At 69.6% G+C, this 17595-nt stretch carries 15 protein-coding genes; 8 read left to right on the top strand and 7 right to left on the bottom strand.

The features are described 5' to 3' along the window. Positions 1–38: 38 nt before the first annotated feature. The 3 genes from Q9G87_RS45945 to Q9G87_RS45935 form a co-directional block, all read right to left on the bottom strand. A complete protein-coding gene (locus Q9G87_RS45945) occupies positions 39–1955 on the bottom strand; it encodes an AfsR/SARP family transcriptional regulator (RefSeq protein WP_305922960.1) in 1917 nt (638 codons plus the stop codon). A gap of 99 nt (positions 1956–2054) precedes the next feature. Continuing rightward, a complete protein-coding gene (locus Q9G87_RS45940) occupies positions 2055–5750 on the bottom strand; it encodes an nSTAND1 domain-containing NTPase (RefSeq protein WP_305922959.1) in 3696 nt (1231 codons plus the stop codon). Between the two features lie 359 nt (positions 5751–6109). Further along, complete coding sequence (locus Q9G87_RS45935) at positions 6110–7159, bottom strand: aldo/keto reductase (protein WP_305922958.1); 1050 nt, start codon at positions 7157–7159, stop codon at positions 6110–6112. 49 nt (positions 7160–7208) lie between these two features. Between Q9G87_RS45935 and Q9G87_RS45930 the strand changes: the two genes are divergently transcribed. The 4 genes from Q9G87_RS45930 (at position 7209) to Q9G87_RS45915 (ending at position 10350) form a co-directional block, all read left to right on the top strand. Then, positions 7209–7604 carry a MerR family transcriptional regulator gene (locus tag Q9G87_RS45930; protein WP_305922957.1) on the top strand — a complete coding sequence of 132 codons (396 nt, stop codon included), beginning with the start codon at positions 7209–7211 and terminating at the stop codon, positions 7602–7604. Between the two features lie 254 nt (positions 7605–7858). After that, entirely contained in the window at positions 7859–8260 is a 402-nt protein-coding gene (locus Q9G87_RS45925) for a hypothetical protein (protein ID WP_305922956.1), read from the top strand. A 271-nt stretch (positions 8261–8531) separates the two neighbouring features. Next, positions 8532–9692: an RNA ligase RtcB family protein gene (locus Q9G87_RS45920; protein ID WP_305922955.1), complete on the top strand. Its 1161-nt coding sequence runs from the start codon at positions 8532–8534 to the stop codon at positions 9690–9692. Positions 9693–9732: 40 nt separating this feature from the next. Continuing rightward, entirely contained in the window at positions 9733–10350 is a 618-nt protein-coding gene (locus Q9G87_RS45915; protein ID WP_305922954.1) for a peptide chain release factor-like protein, read from the top strand. 105 nt (positions 10351–10455) lie between these two features. Here the strand turns inward: Q9G87_RS45915 and Q9G87_RS45910 are convergent, their stop codons facing one another. Beyond that, positions 10456–10905, bottom strand: a complete 450-nt coding sequence (locus tag Q9G87_RS45910) for a group II truncated hemoglobin (RefSeq protein WP_305922953.1) — start codon at positions 10903–10905, stop codon at positions 10456–10458. Between the two features lie 559 nt (positions 10906–11464). After that, positions 11465–12172 (bottom strand): SDR family oxidoreductase, encoded by a 708-nt coding sequence (locus tag Q9G87_RS45905; protein ID WP_305922952.1) that lies wholly within the window; start codon positions 12170–12172, stop codon positions 11465–11467. A gap of 58 nt (positions 12173–12230) precedes the next feature. Here Q9G87_RS45905 and Q9G87_RS45900 point away from each other — a divergent pair, with 58 nt between their 5' ends. After that, a complete protein-coding gene (locus tag Q9G87_RS45900) occupies positions 12231–12650 on the top strand; it encodes a MerR family transcriptional regulator (protein WP_305922951.1) in 420 nt (139 codons plus the stop codon). A gap of 554 nt (positions 12651–13204) precedes the next feature. Here Q9G87_RS45900 and Q9G87_RS45895 read toward each other — a convergent pair. Further along, a complete protein-coding gene (locus Q9G87_RS45895; RefSeq protein WP_305922950.1) occupies positions 13205–13438 on the bottom strand; it encodes a hypothetical protein in 234 nt (77 codons plus the stop codon). Positions 13439–13944: 506 nt separating this feature from the next. Then, positions 13945–15012, bottom strand: coding sequence for a GlxA family transcriptional regulator (locus tag Q9G87_RS45890; RefSeq protein ID WP_305922949.1), 1068 nt, complete (start codon positions 15010–15012; stop codon positions 13945–13947). 687 nt (positions 15013–15699) lie between these two features. Between Q9G87_RS45890 and Q9G87_RS45885 the strand changes: the two genes are divergently transcribed. From Q9G87_RS45885 to nthA, 3 genes are read left to right on the top strand one after another with little or no spacing between them, the layout of a single operon-like run. Next, positions 15700–16218, top strand: a complete 519-nt coding sequence (locus Q9G87_RS45885; RefSeq protein ID WP_305922948.1) for a DUF1097 domain-containing protein — start codon at positions 15700–15702, stop codon at positions 16216–16218. After that, positions 16215–16967: a nitrile hydratase subunit beta gene (nthB, locus tag Q9G87_RS45880; RefSeq protein WP_305922947.1), complete on the top strand. Its 753-nt coding sequence runs from the start codon at positions 16215–16217 to the stop codon at positions 16965–16967. The genes Q9G87_RS45885 and nthB overlap by 4 nt, the downstream gene beginning before the upstream one ends. Continuing rightward, complete coding sequence (gene nthA, locus Q9G87_RS45875) at positions 16964–17587, top strand: nitrile hydratase subunit alpha (protein ID WP_305922946.1); 624 nt, start codon at positions 16964–16966, stop codon at positions 17585–17587. Before nthB ends, nthA begins: the two co-directional genes overlap by 4 nt. Positions 17588–17595 lie beyond the last annotated feature (8 nt).

Genomic DNA, 17595 nt, shown 5'->3' with positions numbered 1-17595 from the left:
CACGGCGACGATCCCTGGGCTCTACGGCCGGTCCTACCTCAAGATAAACGGGTGCCTCGGCCACACGGGAACGATCCGCAACTAGGCGTCCTTCGGTGCGGGAGAAGTGGCCCAGGACCACCCACTGGGGCCACTTCTTGATCACGTGCAAAGGCGGTACCGCCGTCCTGGGCCGCGTTGCCGTCGGCGACGGCGCGTTCGCGGGCGTACAGGCGGACGAGATCGTGAAACCGGTAGCGGGTGGTGCCCGTGTCGTCCTTGCCGGCGACTTCGAGAAGGTGGGCGTCGACCAGTTCCCGCAGCAGCGTGGTCGCGGACTCCGCGTCGATGCCCAGCAGCGCCGCGCCCAGGCCAGCCGGGAAGTCGGGCACCGCCAGCAGGCCGAGCCCGTGGAACAGCGCCGCCGCAGGGGCGGTCAGGGTGGCGTAGGTGACCGCGAAGCCGGTGCGCACCCGCACGTCGCCGTGGCTGAGCTCGTCCAGCCGACGGCCGTCCACGGCGAGCCGGTCCGCCAACTCCCGCGCGCTGAGGTGCACGTCGGCGGACAGCCGCGCCGCGGTGGTCCGCAGCGCCAGCGGAAGACCGCCGCACAGGGTGGCCAGCCGCTCCAGCGTCGGGGAATCGGCGTCCGGCCCGCTGTGCGCGGCCAGCAGGGCCAGCGAGTCGCGGGAGTTCAGACCGGTCAGCCGGACCAGGTGAGCGCCGTCGCCAGCGGCCAGCCCGTCGAGTCGGTTCCTGCCGGTCACGAGCACGACGCTGCCCGGCGATCCCGGCAGCAGCGGCCGGACCTGGGCGGCCTCGCGCGCGTTGTCCAGCACGATGAGCACGCGCCGCCCGGACAGGACGCTCCTGAGCAGGGCGGCCCGCTCATCGGGATCGTCGGGAACCCGGCGTACGCCCAGGGCGCGCAGGAAACGATCCAGAGCCTGTCCGGGCGAGAGCGGCCGCAGGTCCTCGCCGTACCCCCGCAGATCGACGAAGAGCTTCCCGTCGGGGAACCGGTGGCCGGCGGAATGGGCCCAGCGGAGCGCCAGCGCGGTCTTCCCGACACCGGCCAGACCGGTAAGCCCGACCAGCACCGGAACCCTCAGGTCCTGCGTCAGAAGATCCAGCTCGGCGAGTTCGTGCTGCCTGCCCACGAACACGGCGATGTCGGCCGGAAGCTGCGCCGGCAACGGGCGATCGGGCCGGCTCAACCGGACGGTGGCCGACTGCCGGCCCAGGGCGACGTCCTCACGGAGGATCGCCTCGTGCACTCTCCTGAGTTCGGGTCCCGGCTCCATACCCAGTTCACGTACCAGTATCTGACGCCCTTCCCGGTAGACCCTCAGGGCGTCGGCCCGGCGGCCGGACCGGTGGAGTGCGAGCATCAGGTGAGCGCGCAGCCGCTCTCGCAACGGATGGTCGACGACCAGAGCGGTGAGCTCGGCGATGAGGCCGGTGTGGCGGCCCAGGGCCAGGTCCGCGGTGATCCGCTGCTCGACCACCCGTAACCGGGCCTCAGTCAACCGCAGCACACTCCGCCGCACGAGCGGCAGATCCGCGAGATCGCCGAAGGCCGGGCCACGCCACAGCGCCAGCCCTTTCGCGTACGCCTCGCTCGCCCGCGCCGGCCGCCCGTCGGCCAGGGCGCGATCCCCCTCGCGGGCGAACTCCTCGAAGGTTTCCGCATCCACCTCGCCCGGCCGGACGACCAGCCGGAATCCCCCGGGGTCGCGGGCGATGCGATCGAGGTCGCCCAGCGCGCGGCGCAGATGGTAGAGGTACGTCCGCAGGTTCTCGGCCGCCGACGCTGGGGGCGACTCCCACAGCGACTCCATAAGGCGCTGGACGGACACGTTCCGTCCAGCGTGAGCGGCCAGGGTTGAGAGCAGTATGCGCTGTTTGGTCGAGCTGAGCTGAACCGGCTCCCCTTTGACGGTCAACGCCAGGGGACCGAGGATTCCCAACCGCATCCAATACCGCCCTTTCCCGATAAATCTCCCGATCGTGGGGATTCTCCGAGGTGAGCGAGTTGTTCGCTGGAGCTGGCGGGGTTAATCAATCAATTCCGGTCAACCGCAGATCGGCCGGTACGGCGTCACGGGCAGGTAGGCCGCCCACTCCGCCCGGCCGAGCCCGCGACCGACCTCGCGGCAGATCCGCGCCGCGGCCCGGTCCGGATTGAGTGTCCACCGGATGATCCGGTTGTCGTTCCCCCCGGAGAGGAGGTCTCCGTCGGCCGTGAACGCCAGGGCGTGCACCGGCGCCCTGTGCCCGCTGAGCACCGCCATGGGCACCCGGGAGGCCAGATCCCACACGATGACCGTGCGGTCGGACCCGGCCGAGGCCAACCACCGGCCGTCCCGGCTGAACGCGACCACCTCGACCGTCCCGGTGTGGCCGACCAGGCCGGCGATCTCCTCACCTGTCGCCGAATCCAGCAGTTTCACCGTATGGTCGGCGCCAGCGGTCGCGATGACCGTTCCCGACGGGCTGAAGGCGACGTCCAGTATCGCGCCCTGCCCGGTGCCCGTCCGGTAGCGTGGCACGTTCGCCCCCAGATCCCAGACGGTAAGCACGCCCGAGGCGCCGGTCGCGGCGAGCAGACGCCCGTCCGGCGCGTAGCTCACCCCGGTCGCGAAGACGGCGGGCGGCGGGAACGGGGCGGGGTCGAGACGGCCTTCGGAGCGGGCCGTCCACCGGAATAGTCCGAGCGCGGCGGCCACCAGCTCCGAGCCGCGCGGATGGTAGGCCAGGTCCGTGGAGGCCCCCAGCCCGTCATAACGGATTGTGTTGATCTTCTTGCCCCGGGCCGGATCCCAGAGGACCACCTGGTGGTCGCGGGTCACCACCGCCAGGCTCGTCCCGCCCGGGCTGAAGGCGACGGCCTCGGCGTGGTCGGTGAGACCGTCCAGCCGCCGGAGCGGGTTGCCCGCGCCGTCCCACAGCCGCACGGTGCCGTCGCTGCCGGCGGAGGCGATGACCGAGCCGTCCGGGCTGATCTCGACCGCGTTGACCGCCGCACTGTGCCCGCCGAACGGCGGCAGCACCGGCTCCCGCACCACGATCGTCCCGCCGAACCCGGACGAGACCAGGCGGCGGCCATCCGGGCTGAGTGCCACCGTCAGCGTCTCGGCCCTGGTCCGGTCCTGGTAGGTCTCGATCAGCTCATTCCGCCGGTAGTCCCAGATGGTGATCAAGCCGTTCTCGTCAGCCAGCGCGATCCGGTCCCCCACCGGCGCCGAGATGTCCCACGCGTACGGCGTCAGCTTCGGCAGTGCACTCACTTCGACCGGCCGCTCCCCATCGAGGTCCCAGAAGCGCACGCCCAGCCGTTCGGCGGCGGTGACAAGCAGACGTCCGGACCCGAAGGCCACCCGGTGGACGAAGGCTGCGGGGACGGCGGGGCGCCGCCGCCCGGTGGCTGTCTCCCAGACCATCGGCCCGTCCTGCCGTCCCGAGGTGGAGACCAGCAGTGCCCCGTCGTGGCTGAAGGTCAGGTCGATGACGACGGTTCGATGGCCGTGGAGCACCCGGTGGGTGCCGTCGCGCAGGTTCCACACCTCGATCCGGCCACGGCCGGTCCCGAACGCCAGCAGCGTCCCGTCCTGGCTGATCGCCATCGCGTCCGTGACCTCGTCGGCGGCCCGTCGGAAAACCTCCCGTCCGGTGTCCGGATCCCGCGCCACCACCAAGCCCACGCTCGGCGGTCGCCCCGGCCGCCGGCCCAGCGAGGCCAGCACCCGGCCGTCGCCGGTGTAGGCGACCCGGCGGACCAGCATGGGGTCGGCGGGGTCCACATGTTCGGTGAAGGTCCTGACCACCGCGCGTCCGGCCGGATCCCACACCTTGACCAGGCCGTCGGCACCGCCCGTGGCCAGTAGCCCGCCGCGCGGGTCCGGGGCCGTCTCGAAGATCGAGGCACCGCCGGTGTTCAGCTCGATCCGGCGGCGGGCGGCGGACGCGGCGCTGATCAGGCCGCCCGTGGTCTCGGCGTCCGGGGTCAGGCCGTACGCGACGATGGCCAGCAGTCCCGCCAGGTCGGGGTCGGTGCCCAGCAGTTCGCGGGCCTGCAACGACACTTGGTGCGAGACGGCCACGTTCCGCTGGCGCTCGGCCTCCCCGCCCTGCCGCAACGCCACGCCCCCTGCCGCCACGGCGGCCAGCAGCAGCACCGCCAGCACCGCTACCGCGCGGGCGAGCAGGCGCGTCCTGCGCCGTTCCAGACCACGGCTGGCCTGCAGGAAGGCCGACTCCAGCTGGTTCAGCTCGGCCGGGTGGTCGGCCGCCAAGGCCGCGGCCGCGGCCAGCTGCGCGCCCCGGTAGAGCGCGCCAGGGTCGCGGCGCAGGTCCTGCCAGCGGTACGCGGCGTCGGTGAGCCGCCGGTGGGTGAGCAGGTTGGCGCGGTCGTCGGTGAGCCAGCGGTGCAACCGGGGCCAGGCCCGGATCAGCGCCTCGTGGGCCACCTCCACCGACTCCTCGCCGAGCACAACCAGGCGGGCATCGGCCAGCCGGGCCAGCACGTCGGCGACGGCCTGGGGGTCGCCGATTCCGACCAGTTCGGCGCGGGCGATCGGGCGGCGAGTGTCCTCGGTGCCCTCGCCGAGGGCAGTGAGCCGGAGGAAGATCCGGCGGGCCGGCTGCCGATACGCGGCGTCGAACTCGCCGTACACGCGTTCCGCGCTCTGGGCGATGGCGCCCCTGACCCCTCCGGTCGCCTGGTAGGCGGCGAGCGTCAGCCGCTCGCTGGTCCGGTTCCGCCAGGTTTCCTGTAAAGCGTGGGAGAGCAGCGGCAGCGCGCCCGGCTCGGCTTCGGTGTCGGCCAGCACGGTGGCGAGCAGGTCCGGATCCACGGTGAGCCCGGCTCGGGCGGCGGGCAGCAGCACGATCTCCCGCATTTCGCCGGTGACGGGCGGCCCGACCACGAGCTGGGCGTCCGCCGTGAGGGCCACCAGGCGGGGATCCAGGTGGCCGATGAAGTCGGCCCGCACCCCGAGCACGACCCCGGTGCGCCGCTCGGGGCCGAGCGCGAGGTCGAGCAGGGCGGCCACGAAGGCGCGTCGTTCGCCGTCGTCGGCGCAGAGTGTGAACACCTCCTCGAACTGGTCCACAACCAGCAGCGCGCGGCTATCGTCCGGGAGCGCGCCTCGCACGGCGATGTCCAGGGTGGCGGGATCGTCGGCGAGTTCCTCGCGGAGCCGGTGCACGTCCAGGCCGGACATCTTCGCCACCTGGCCGGCCAGCGCGTCCAGGGGGTGCGCGGTGGGGGTGGTGAGCATGGTCCGCCAGCGGGGGTCCCCGCTCAGCGCGCCCATCAGCCCTGCCCGCAGCAGCGACGACTTGCCGCTCCCCGAGGCGCCGAAGACGGTGATCACTGGCTGTCGGTCGGCCAGCTCGCGGAGGCGTTCGAGCAGGCGGTCACGGCCGAAGAACCGGTCGCCATGCTCCGGCTGGAAGGTCATCAACCCCTGGTACGGGCAGGGCGGCTCCCGGTCCTGGTGGTCCGGCGTGTCGGCCGCCGCCCGCCAGCGCGCCCGCCACTCCTCCTCGTCTCCGCCGAGGGCGCGGACGTAGGCGAGGGTCACCTCCAGGGAGGGCAGCCGCTCGCCTTTGGCAGCGCTGGAGAGCGTGCTGGCGGAGTAGTGGGCCAGCCGTGCCAGCCGACGGTAGCTCATCCGGCCGGTCCGGTCGCGCAACAGCCGTAGGTGCCAGGCGAAGGCCTGGACCGGGCCGGCCGCTGGGTCGAGCGGGCGTTCGGGCCTCCCCATGACCCCTCCGCCGTCTGATTGATCCCTCTTCGTCATCGCATGACGCGCGAGATAACAAACCACACCTGGTGTCGTATCGTCCAGGGGTCATGTAAGGAATTCCAGGGCTTGATCTGCTTAAGGGTTCCAGGGTTGCTTGAGCATCCCGGCGAGTCTGGTGGGCGGCGATGAGATCGGGTCTGGAGAACGTGGCCCTCGACTTGTTCGACGCCGCCTCCGCCCCGGTGCTCGCAGCGACTGACACGCTCAGCGCAGGGCTGGACGGCCAGCAGCAGGCCCGCAGTGCCGAAGATCGTGATGTCCGACAAAGTCACCTGCCCGTTTGCAGATGGTCACCTCCGCCAATATTTCATTCTGGGTCAGCTCGCGGCGCGGTCGCCGAGCGGGCGGCGGCGCAATGCGGGGTCGGTCAGGGGTGCGGGGCTCCAGAGGCCGACAGGGTGGTAGACGTTGGTGCCGGGCGGCACGAGTTCGTCGATCCGGTCGAGCACGGTGTCGTCGAGCACCAGCGAGGCGCCCTTCAGCAAGCCATCCAGCTGCTCCATCGTGCGCGGGCCGAGGATGACCGAGGTGACCGCCGGATGTGACGCGACGAAGGCGATGGCCAGCGCCGGCAGGGTGCAGCCGAGCTCGTCCGCCAGTTTCACCAGTTCCTCGACGATCTCCAGCTTGGCTGCGTTGACCGGGATGGACGGGTCGAACCGTTCTGGCGCGCGCGCGGCGCGGCCCCGCGACATGTCGACCTGCTGCCCCTTGCGGTAACGGCCGGTCAGGAACCCCCAGCCCAGCGGGCTGTAGGTGAGCACGCCCATGCCGAGCCGCTGCGCCGTGGGAAGGACGTCGCCCTCGATGCCGCGGGCCAGGATGTTGTACGGCGGCTGCTCGGTGCGGAACCGGTACAAGCCTCGCTGCCGGGCCACGTGGTAGGCCTCGACCGTCTCGTGCGCCGGGAAGGCCGAGCTGCCGAAGGCCCGGATTTTGCCCTGCCGTACCAGATCGGTCAGTGCGGAGAGGGTCTCCTCGATGTCGGTCCGGTGGTCGGGGCGGTGGATCTGGTAGAGGTCGATCCAGTCGGTGCGCAGCCGCTTGAGACTCGCCTCGACCTCGCGCATGATCCAACGCCGCGAGTTGCCGCTGCGGTTGGGCCCCTCCCCCATCTGGAAGTGCACCTTCGTCGCCAGCACCACCTCGTCCCGCCGGCCCTGCAGCGCCTTGCCCACAATCTCCTCGGATTCGCCCGCCGAGTACATGTCGGCGGTGTCGACGAAGTTGATCCCGTGGTCGAGGGCGGTGTGGATGATGCGGATGCTGTCATCGTGGTCGGGGTTGCCGGCCGAGCCGAACATCATGGTGCCGAGGCAGTGGGTGCTGACCTCGATACCAGTGCCGCCGAGGATGCGATATCTCATACTTCGGAACCGTAGAATCTAGAGCCGACTCTAGGTCAAACTGGGCCACATGTTGGGTTTGAGCATCGGTCAGGTCGCCGAGCGCACCGGGCTCAGCGTGCACACACTCCGGTTCTACGAGCGGGAGGGGCTGCTGGCCCAGCCGGTACGGCGGGGAACCGCAGGGCACCGGGTCTACAGCGAGGGTGACGTCGACTGGCTGGGCGTGTGCATCCGGCTGCGGGCCTCCGGCATGCCCCTGACCGATATCCGGCGCTACACCGAGCTCGTCAGGGCGGGCCAAGGCAACGAGGTGGAACGGCTGGAGGTGTTGCGCGAACATCGCGAACGGGTGCTCGCCCAGATGCATGAACTCAACGAGTGCCTCAAGCTGATCACCCACAAGGTGGCCGTCTACGAGAGCCGTCTGGGTTTGCGGGACAACGTCCCAGATTGTGCGCCCTAAGCCTCTTCGGGGATTGCTTCGATGCTCACCGTTGGAGGGGCCGGCCGGGACGAGCCGGCCAGGTCTGACGTCAGCACGGCGGGTTCCAGCGCCAGGCCATGCGTGCCGTGTCAGCGGCCGCGTCAGCACGGCGACGGCCCGCTATCAGAGGGGTCGGCGATCGTAAAGGCCATGAACGGCGCGGCGGTCACGGCCACGAGGCCGGGGCCACCGGGCACCAGCAAGACCCCACCTCTCCCAAGGAGCACACCATCATGGCCATCACCCTCTCCGAGCAGGACCAGCACACCCTCCGCACCGCCGCCTGGGGCGCCGTCTCCCTGATCACCGCCGCCGGCGCCGCCGGCTCCCCGCACAAGGCCGCCACCCAGGCCTCCATCGCCCTGACCTCCGCCACCGGCGTCGTCGGGCACGTGCTCACCAAGGCGCCCAAGGGCCTGTACAGCAGCAAGACCACCGCCGCCCTCGCCGACCAGGTGCTGCCCGCCCTGACCGCATCCATGACCCTGCTCGAGCAGCTGGACGCCGCCGAGGCCGACAACTTCCGCCGCGCCGTTCTCGTCGCCATCGAGGCCGCCGGCCACGGCCAGAGCGAGCCCAGCCCCACCGTGGCCGAGATGGCCCGCAAGATCACCGCAGCCCTCGACGCCGCCTGATGGGATGTCAGCCTCGTGTCACAGGGGTCCGCTTCGAACCCCTGTGACACGACGGCGTGCGCACGATCCTGACGGGACGGCCCATTCACGCGGTCGAGGTTCGGCTCTGCGATCGGGGTCCGGCCGAAAATCGTTTGCCTCGCGTGGCGGGCTCGGGGAATGTGGTGTCCATGAGGCTCTGACGGACAGCACCGCTATTTCGAGATGCCACGGCGCTCACTCGCCGCCGTGATGCCGCATGCCCACACCCTGTTCAGCGAAGAGAGCGTCTTTGTCTCAGCAACACTCCCTGCCTCCGGCCGCTGCGGCCACGGTCACCGTGTTCGCCTCCCCCACGAGCTGGATCGAGTCCGATGCCGTCGCGCAGTGCCGTCAGGTGGCCGCCCTTGACGGCATGATGCACGTCGCCGCCATGCCGGACCTGCACCCCGGCAAGGGCGCCCCCATCGGCGCCGCCATGGCGTCGACCGTCCTCTACCCGTTCCTGGTGGGCTCCGACATCGGTTGCGGTATCGCCGTGTTCCCCATCAAACTCAAGCGCGCCATCCCCGAGAAGCTCGCCGCCCGGTTCCCCGACCTCGATCGCGCGCTCGACCCTGAGCAGGATGCCGACGATCCCGCCTGGACCGTGGTGAAAGGCGACATCCCCGCAAGTCACGTCGAAGGGCTCGGGACGGTCGGCCGGGGCAACCACTTCGTCGAGCTGGCGCGGATCGGGAGCGTCTTCGAGCCGGAGCACGCGAACCGGCTCGGACTCGCCACTGGCGACCTGGTGCTCATCGTCCACAGCGGTTCCCGAGGGCTGGGCGAGCGGATCCTGCGAGCCCACACCGAGGTCCACGGCGCGGCCCCCGCCCCTGATCCCGATGCCTACCTGGCGATGCATGACGACGCCGTACGTTGGGGGTCGCTCAACCGGCGGCTGCTGGCCGCCCGGGTCGCCCATGCCCTGGGGGCCGAGCCCACCGAGCCGATCGTCGACCAGTGCCACAACCTGGTCGAGGTCCGCGACGGCATCTACCTGCACCGCAAGGGGGCGGCGCCGGGTGACGGCCGTGACGTGCTCATCGCCGGTACGCGAGGCACCCCGTCCTATCTCGTGGCAGGCCACGCCGGGCCGGACGCCAACCATTCCGTGGCCCACGGTGCGGGCCGCAAGATGTCCCGTGCGGACGCGCTGCGCCGGGGGAAGGCCAAGCACACGGTTGAAGAGCTGCGCCGCACGCCCATGGGGTCACTGGTGGTGTGCGGCGACCGGCAGTTGCTGTTCGAGGAGGCGCCGTCGGCGTACAAGCGCATCGAGCAGGTGGTCGACGACCTCGTCCACCATGACCTGGCCACACCCGTGGCCACCACGATCCCGCTGGTCACGTACAAGACGGCTGATCAGAGAGACCACCGGGAGCATCGCCGTAAGCGGGGGCGGTCGTGAGCGTCCACCTGCTCCTGTCCGCCGGGCGCGGCCCGCAGGAGTGCGCCTGGGCCCTGGCCCGGCTGCTGCACCGCCTGGAAGCCGACGCCACCCAGCAGGACCTGGAGACCCACCGGGCCCACACTGTTCCGGTGACCGGCCCGGCACCTACCGATCGGTCCTTATCCGAATCGCAGGAGACGCCGCCGAGGCGTTCGCCGCCTCGTGGACCGGAACCCTGTGCTGGCAGGCCCCCAGCCCCTACCGGGCCGGCACCGGCCGAAAGAACTGGTACGTCATCGCCCAGCCGTGCCAGGTCGACATCCCGCGCACGACGTTCACGGAAGCGGACGTCGACATCGTCGGCTGCCGCACCGGCGGCCCCGGCGGTCAGCATCGCAACAAGGCCAGCACGGCGGTACGGGCGACCCATCGGCCCACCGGGATCGTCGTCGTGGTCGACACCGAGCGCCAGTTCAGCCTCAACCGCCGCATCGCCCTGCGGCTGCTGCGAGAGCGCATCGAGCACGGCGACGAGGTGGCGGAGCGCGCCGTCACCGCCGCTCGCCGGCGCATCCATGACGAGCTCGTACGCGGCAACCCCACCCGCGTCGAACACCCCGAGGCACCGGAACAGGACCAGACTCCACAGGTGCCGACGCGCCGGCGACGGCGGTGAGTCGCGGCCTTGCGTAAGTGCGGGCCCGTGAGGAAACGCCGCGACGGTCGGTCTCCCGGCCGAACCGGCGGATGTACCCCGATCCGGTGTGAGAAAGCAGGCGACTCAGCGTTGCAGGCCGTCCCATGACCACCGGGGGATGCTCAGGCCCTTCGGTACGTCGTCCGCGGACTCCGGATAGCGGGCCATGGCCGTGGCGGTGGCCCAGGCGAAGTAGTCGTGCAACACCTGCCGGAGCGGCTCCCGCGTGGTCAGCCCCACGTCCTCGAGAGCATGGTCGAAGCAGGCGATCGCGCGGCGATCCATCTCCTCGTGCGGGCCGTTGCCGCTGTGCATGCGCACGACGGACGTCTCGTCGCCGTACTCATCGGAGTAGAGGGTCGGTCCACCAAGTGCCTCGGCCCAGTACGCGGCCAGCCGCTCGGTGTGCTGAGGGTGGAAGCCCTGGCTGAAGGCATGACCGACCACCTCGTCCGCCATCACGCGAGCATGCCACGCTTCGGCAAGGCGGAGCAGGCCCTTGCTGCCGCCCACGGCCGTATACACGGTCTCCATGCACCGAGAATGCCAGGGCCGGCAGACAATCCACAGGCCCCGCCTTGGTCAGGAGCCGCTGGATGAGGAACATGTCGTCAGGAAAGGGGAGCAGGAGAATCCCGCGGCAGGGAGAACTCGTGCGCGGAAGATCGCGTCAAAGCGTGAATGAGTTCCACCGCCGAGATGAAGGACGGCAAGGTCACCGACTCCGTACGGCGCCTCTCCTGAGCGGCCCGTTGAACCGCCCGAACCGGTGCGGGAGGGAACGGTGGTCGCGGCGCGATCCCGGTGCGGGAATCTGTTAACTGCGGTGTCGCGCCGAGCTCACCGGTGAGGTCGCTGCTCCGCACCGGACGACCGGCTCGGAGCAGCGGCCCAGGGGGCGCGCGCTCGCGGAGCTCGTCAGGGCACACCTAGGCCTCCAACAAAGCCGGAGTGGTTCAGAGCAGCGTGTCGTTCAGAGCAGCGTGTCGTTCAGAGCAGCGTGTCAAGGCCCTGATCCATGGCGAGCTGCAACTGGCGAAACTGCGGCCTGAAGTCACGGCCGCGGGTGCCGTGACTTTTCAGGATCAGCAGGTCAGGCGGTGAGGGCGGCCGCCGCTTCCCGGTAGATGACGCTCGGGTCCTCCGCCAGCCATGCCTTCACCTGGCGGCTCCAAGCGTCGGCGAGCACTTCGGGCTGGTGCGCCTCGATGCCGTCCAGGGCCGCCGCGACGATCACCTCGGGGGCGGTCTTGTCGCCGTCGTACCAGGCCATCATGTCGGTGTCCGCAGCGCCCAGGTGCAGGCCCGTCACCAGAGTGCGCTGGTGGGCCAGCTCCAAGCGTACGTTGTTGGTGAGCGCCCACTCGGCGGCCTTGGCCGCGTGGTAGGCGCCGGCGCCGTCGTAGGCGAGCCACGAGATCGCCGACAGCACGTTGAGAATCGCGCCGTCGTCCAACTGGGGCGCAAAGGCGCGGATCACGTTGAGGGTGCCATAGAAGTGGGTGTCCATCTCGCGACGAATCGTGTCCAGGTCCCCGGTGACCAGGTTCGCCCCGGTCGAGATTCCCGCATTGTTGATCACAATCTTGACGTCGGGTGCCGCTGCCGCGGCGGCGGCGATCGATGCCGGATCGGTGATGTCGAGGCGCAGCGGGACGACCCCGGGCACGTCGATGAGGTCGGGGCGGCGGGCGGTGGCATACACCCTGCCGGCACCGCGATCGAGAAGGGAAAGGACAAACTGCCGGCCCAGGCCGCGATTGGCGCCGGTGACCAGCACGTGAGCTCCGTTGATCTGCATGCGGATAGGCTAAAACCTGACGTTGACGTCAGAGGCAAGTCTTGTGATGGAGGTCACGGTGCGTATCGGCGAATTGGCGGCGCGGTCGGGCGTCAGCGTGCGGGCCTTGCGCTACTACGAGGAGCAAGGACTGCTGGAGGCGAACCGGAGCGACTCCGGGCAGCGCCACTATCCCGAGTCGGCGGTCGACCGGGTTCAGCTGATCCAGATGCTTTACGCGGCCGGGCTGTCCAGCCGGACCATCGCCGAGCTGCTGCCCTGCGTCGAGGCCAAGGTCAGCACTCCGGAGTCGCGTGCCCGGCTGGCCGCCGAGCGCGATCGCATCGACACCCAGATTGCCGCGTTGACCCGTACGCGTGACCGCTTGGACGCGGTCATCGCCTTCTCCGGAAGCCCGGACAGCGGCTGCACGTGGATCGCGGACCCGCACGTCCCCGCGCAGGCGAGCCACTTCGCGAGCCGTGATCGCAACGGCTAGGTCAGGGCCGCTAGGGGGCTGGTCCGCGTGACGGTGCCGCGCTGCTGGGCAAGGATCCAGTGTGCTGGGGGTCGGTGGCGAAGAGTACGAGCAGCGGCAAATCGCGATGCGGCGCCTGGCCGCGCGAGCCGGGTTCCAAGGGGTCGTGGCCTGGTCGAGAGGCGGATCGGCGCAGGACCATTACGCCGACGTCTATTACCAAGAGCCGCAGAAAGCCATCGGCCTTCAGGCCGTGGATGAATGCGTCCCCGCCAGGGGATGGCCCGCCGAAGGCGGGGCAGACCGGAGCGCACAGCGCGGACCCCAGAACCTTGACGAAATCACTTGCAGTAGTGACGTGGCCGGGTCCATCATCGCTGATTATCGAACGAGTGAGCGATAATCAAGCCACACGGGAGATCGCTTTTATGGAACAAGGCGGCCGGGCTGGTCGTCTCAGGACGTGGAGACTTCGGGGTTGCCCGGTCTGTGAAGCGTCAAGCACCCCGTTCCATGACCCATGGCGTCCAAAGCCGCGGGTTGCCGCCGAAGGCGGTACGGGAATCCTCGTCCCTTCAGGGCGAGGTGCAGGTCAACTCACGGGCTTCTACCAGCACCAGCCGTTCGTCCCTGACGCCCCCGGGCGGTGGCGGGCGCAGGGGCACGCGGCCGTGGTGCTGCCCGTGGACGGCCTCGCGCTCTTGCTGTCCGATGTCCGGGCGGTCCAGGAGCCGCGCCCAGCCGCCCCGGTGCACACCGCCTTCTATGGTGTCGTGGTCAAGCGTGACCCTGATCAGCGCGACTCCCACGCTTGTAACGGATCTCCAGGTGGAAGACCCCAAAGAGCTTGCGTTGGAGATCTTCTGGCAGCTCAGCGATTCGCGTCTGCAACATGGGGATCTTGTGGAGCAGGTCGGTCTGGTGGTCTCGGGCGGGTGGGTGGCCCGGTCTCGGCTAGTTCCTGGACCATGGTGAGACGTTCCGCCTCCCACTCCGAGAACCGTGTACGCAGCCGGCGGGTGAACTCGTCGGCGGCGGGCTTCCCATTCCTCCTCCGCCTGCTTGTCACTCTGCGGCAGCTCGGTGGCCAGGAGCGCATGCCGGCTGGGCCGAAGATACGTCGCAGGGACAGATCATGGACCGCGTCCAGGAGGGTGTCCTCGCGGCCACGGACCACCGCCGGCTGCGCCCGCATGTGACTCGGTGCACAAAGTGGACAGATGTAGCTCCCGTTTCTCGGCCGAAGGGCTGGCCAGGATCTGCACGAGCACCAGCACCACCACCCCGAACCAGCTCTTGCACCGTGAGCGCCGGCTCAGTCATGCCGACTGGGCTCCGGGTCCCGGGGGTCGATGCCGGTGGTACGGAACCGGATGCGGTAGCTGCCCGGCGAGACTCCGAGGTTCCGGCGGAAGATCCGTCTCATCGTCTCCGGGGAGCCGAAGCCGGCACGCCGTGCGACGGACTCCTGGCTTTCGTCGCCGGTCACCAGGAGAAGCTTGGCCGCCTCCAGCCGGGTCTGCTCCACGTAGCGGGCCGGTGTCATGCCCACCTCGTCACGGAACATCCGCGCCAGGTGGCGCTCGCTCACCGCGGCGCGGGCGGCCATCGCGGCAGTCGAGTGGTCCGCGGCGGGTTCGAGGACCACAGCGTCCAGGACCTGGCGCAGGCCGCGCGTGGTGGGGACGCCCGCCTTGGACCAGACGCTGAACTGCGCCTGGCCGCCAGGACGTTGGAGGAAGACGACCATCCACCGGGCGACCCTGCGGGCGACGTCGGTGCCGTAATCGTCCTCGACGATGGCCAGGGCCAGGTCGGTGCCCGCGCTGATCCCGGCGCCGGTGACGAAGCGGCCGTCCTGGACGAAGAGGGCGTCCGGATCCACCATGACGCGGGGGTACTCCAGGGCGAGCCGCGCGCAGTGTGCCCAGTGGGTCGTCGCTCGGCGTCCGTCCAGCATCCCGAGGGCGGCCAGCACGAAGGCGCCCGTGCAGACGGAGGCGATCCGCGACGCCCGGGGCGCCAGTTCACGGACCGCCGCCAGCGCCTCGGGGACCGTATCCGGGGTCAGCTCCTCCGGTATGTCGTGCGTGCCCGGGGCGAAGGTGAAGTCGGCCGGCACACCTCCCGGCACCAGGAGGGTGTCGATGGAGTCGGGGGCGTCGGCCACTGGAATGTCCGCGCTCAGCCGGGTGAACGCAGTCGTCCCGACCGGCTGCCCCGTGGGCGAGACCAGCAGCACCCGGTAGCGGGCCCCGAAGTCGTTGGCCCGGGCGAAGATCTCCAGCGGCGCGGCCACGTCCTGCAGTGTCACCTTGTCGTACAGCACGAAGACCATCGTCCGTTCGGTGCCGCTGTCTGCGGCCTCGATGCTCCGGTTCATGGTTCCGGGCCTCCTCTCGGGGGAGAGCGGGGCTACCCCTCGTGTCCGAAATCGTGGCTCGTGTGTCGGTTGCAGCCCTTGGCTCCTGTCCTTCCAGGAGGGAACGTGGAAGCCGTAATCCGCCCGGGGAATCCGGGATCCGAGTTCCTGGAATAGATGGTACCGATCGCTTCGAGCTGTCAGTAAAAGCGCCGCACTTCCGGCGACCCTATGGGGAGAAATATTAACCGCATGAAGACCTGATCGGTCCAGTGCTCATATCGCAGCCGCCCATAGCCTCACCGGCAGGCTTGGGCGGCTTTTCCTGCCCTTATGTCACAAGACAACGGAGGTCAATGCCGGAAATCGCTTGTTCAATCATCTTTAACTCGCATGAAACAATGTAGCTGGAACCTATTGGTGTCTTACCACTTCAGGGCCGACATGATCGGCGCCGAAGGCATCTGCCGTCGAGGTTTCCTACCGGGACTCACACGGCGATAGGAGCCGAAGAAGCGCGAAAATCCGCGTCCGGATCGAAGTGTTCGGACTACCGGATTCGAAACCGCCGATCAGGCCTTTAGCGAGCCTTTCTCGTCAGCACACCCAATTCTCTTCCGCACCCCAGCGGGCCAATTGTTGCCTGCCCGTGTTCGGGCACGAATTCCGCCGAGCCGTCAGAACTCGGCGTCAGAGGAGTGTTTGATCATGCGCCAGCTAGATGCTTTGTCGATCAGCATCGGCGTACTCGGAGGAGTCGCCACGCTGATGACCGCAACCGTCCTGACCGTTCCGGTCTGGGTCATCTTCATCGCCTGGGCCTCCTTCTTCATCCTCGGAGCCGGCACCGGCGGCATGGTGAGGTCGATCGCCTCGAACCTGACCGGCATCGTCATCGCCTCGCTGACACTGCTGGTCATTCACGCGCTGGGCGGCGGCACCGCCATCGCCGTCGTCGCCGTGGGTGTCGGCAGCGCCGCCATGGTGCAGGCGTCGAAGCTCCCCCTGCTCTCGAAGATTCCGGCCATCGTGTGGGGCTTCGCCTCCACGGTGGGCACGGTGGCCGCCACCGGCCACGGCATCACCACCGCATCCATCAGCAACCCGGCGCTCGTCGCGGCGTTGTCCATGGTCCTCGGCGCGGTGTTCGGCATCGCCTCGGAGTGGTGGGGAGCCGCGATGACCGCACGCCCGGCCGCCGAGCCGACCCCGGAAGGACAGTCATGAAACTACAGCACCACCTGGGAGGCCTGGAAAACCTCGGCCCCGTCGACTACGAACCCCGTGTCTTCGTCGAGGACTGGGAGCAGCGCATCTTCGGCATCCACGTCGCGATGATGGGCCTGAGCGCCCACCTCTGCGACGCCGTGCCCCAGTACCCGATCGAGGACGTGCCCACTGCCTTCTCCTCCGTCTGGACCTGGGCGGACCTGCGCAAGGGCGCCGAGGCGATGCACCCCTTCGCCTACTTCCAGTACCGCTACTACGAGAAGTGGCTCGGCGGCATCAGCGGGTTCTTCGTCTCCCAGGGCTACATCACCGCGGAGGAGCTGGAGGCGAAGGCCGCGGAGTACCTCCAGGATCTGGGACTCGCACTGCCCGAGGGCGGAGACGAACGCATCGACGACCAGGTCATCCGCTACCTGCGCGAGGGCGACTCCCCCCGCCAGGGTCCGGCTGGGTCCCCGGCCTTCACCGTCGGCGACCGGGTGACCGTCAAGGACGTGCCGCCCACCGAACACACCCGGCTGCCGGGCAATCTGCGCGGCCGTACCGGCACCGTGGAGCGCGTCTTCGAGGGCAACTACGGCTACTTCTGCTCCACCGGCCCCGATGGCATCGGAGAGCCCATGCCGGTCTACGCCGTCCGCTTCGAACCCACCGACATCTGGGGAGAGCTCGCCGAACCCGGCGCCGTGCTCTACGGCGAGCTCTACCAGGCCTACCTCACCCCCGCCACGGAGGAACAGCAGTGACCGTACAGTTCGGTTACCCCGAAGACCGCGAAGCCCGCAGCGCCGCCCGCGTCCGGGCGCTGGAGGCCCTGCTCATCGAGAAGGGCGTGATCACCGGCGCGACCGTCGACAAGGTGCTCGGCTACTTCGAGACCGACATGACGCCGCTCAACGGAGCCAAGATCGTCGCCCGTGCCTGGACCGACCCGGAGTTCGCCGAACGGCTCGTCAAGGACACGCCGGCCGCCGTCGCGGAGCTCGACCTGCCCGTCGGCATGGACGGCGCCGAAGGCGAGCACCTGCAGGCCGTGGCCAACACCTCCGGCGTGCACAACCTGGTCATCTGCACCCTGTGCTCCTGCTTCCCCTGGCCCGTGCTCGGTCTTCCGCCGTACTGGTACAAGGACCCGACCTTCCGCGCCCGCGCGGCCCGGGAGCCTCGTGTGGTGCTCAAGGAGATCGGCCTGGACCTCGACCCGTCCGTCGAACTGCGGGTGTGGGACAGCAGCGGTCATTCTCGCTGGTTCGTCGTTCCGCAGCGGCCCGCCGGAACCGACGGCATGACCGAGGAGGAACTCTCCGCCCTGGTCACCACCGAATCGATGATCGGCATCGCCGAGGTTCCTTCACCCGCCGCCTGAGCCGCTCC

It is taken from the genome of Nonomuraea turcica (genome assembly GCF_030718205.1).
Lineage (GTDB): Bacteria > Actinomycetota > Actinomycetes > Streptosporangiales > Streptosporangiaceae > Nonomuraea.
Note: the sequence above shows the minus strand (reverse complement) of the source record. Positions and strands in the feature narration are given on the sequence as shown.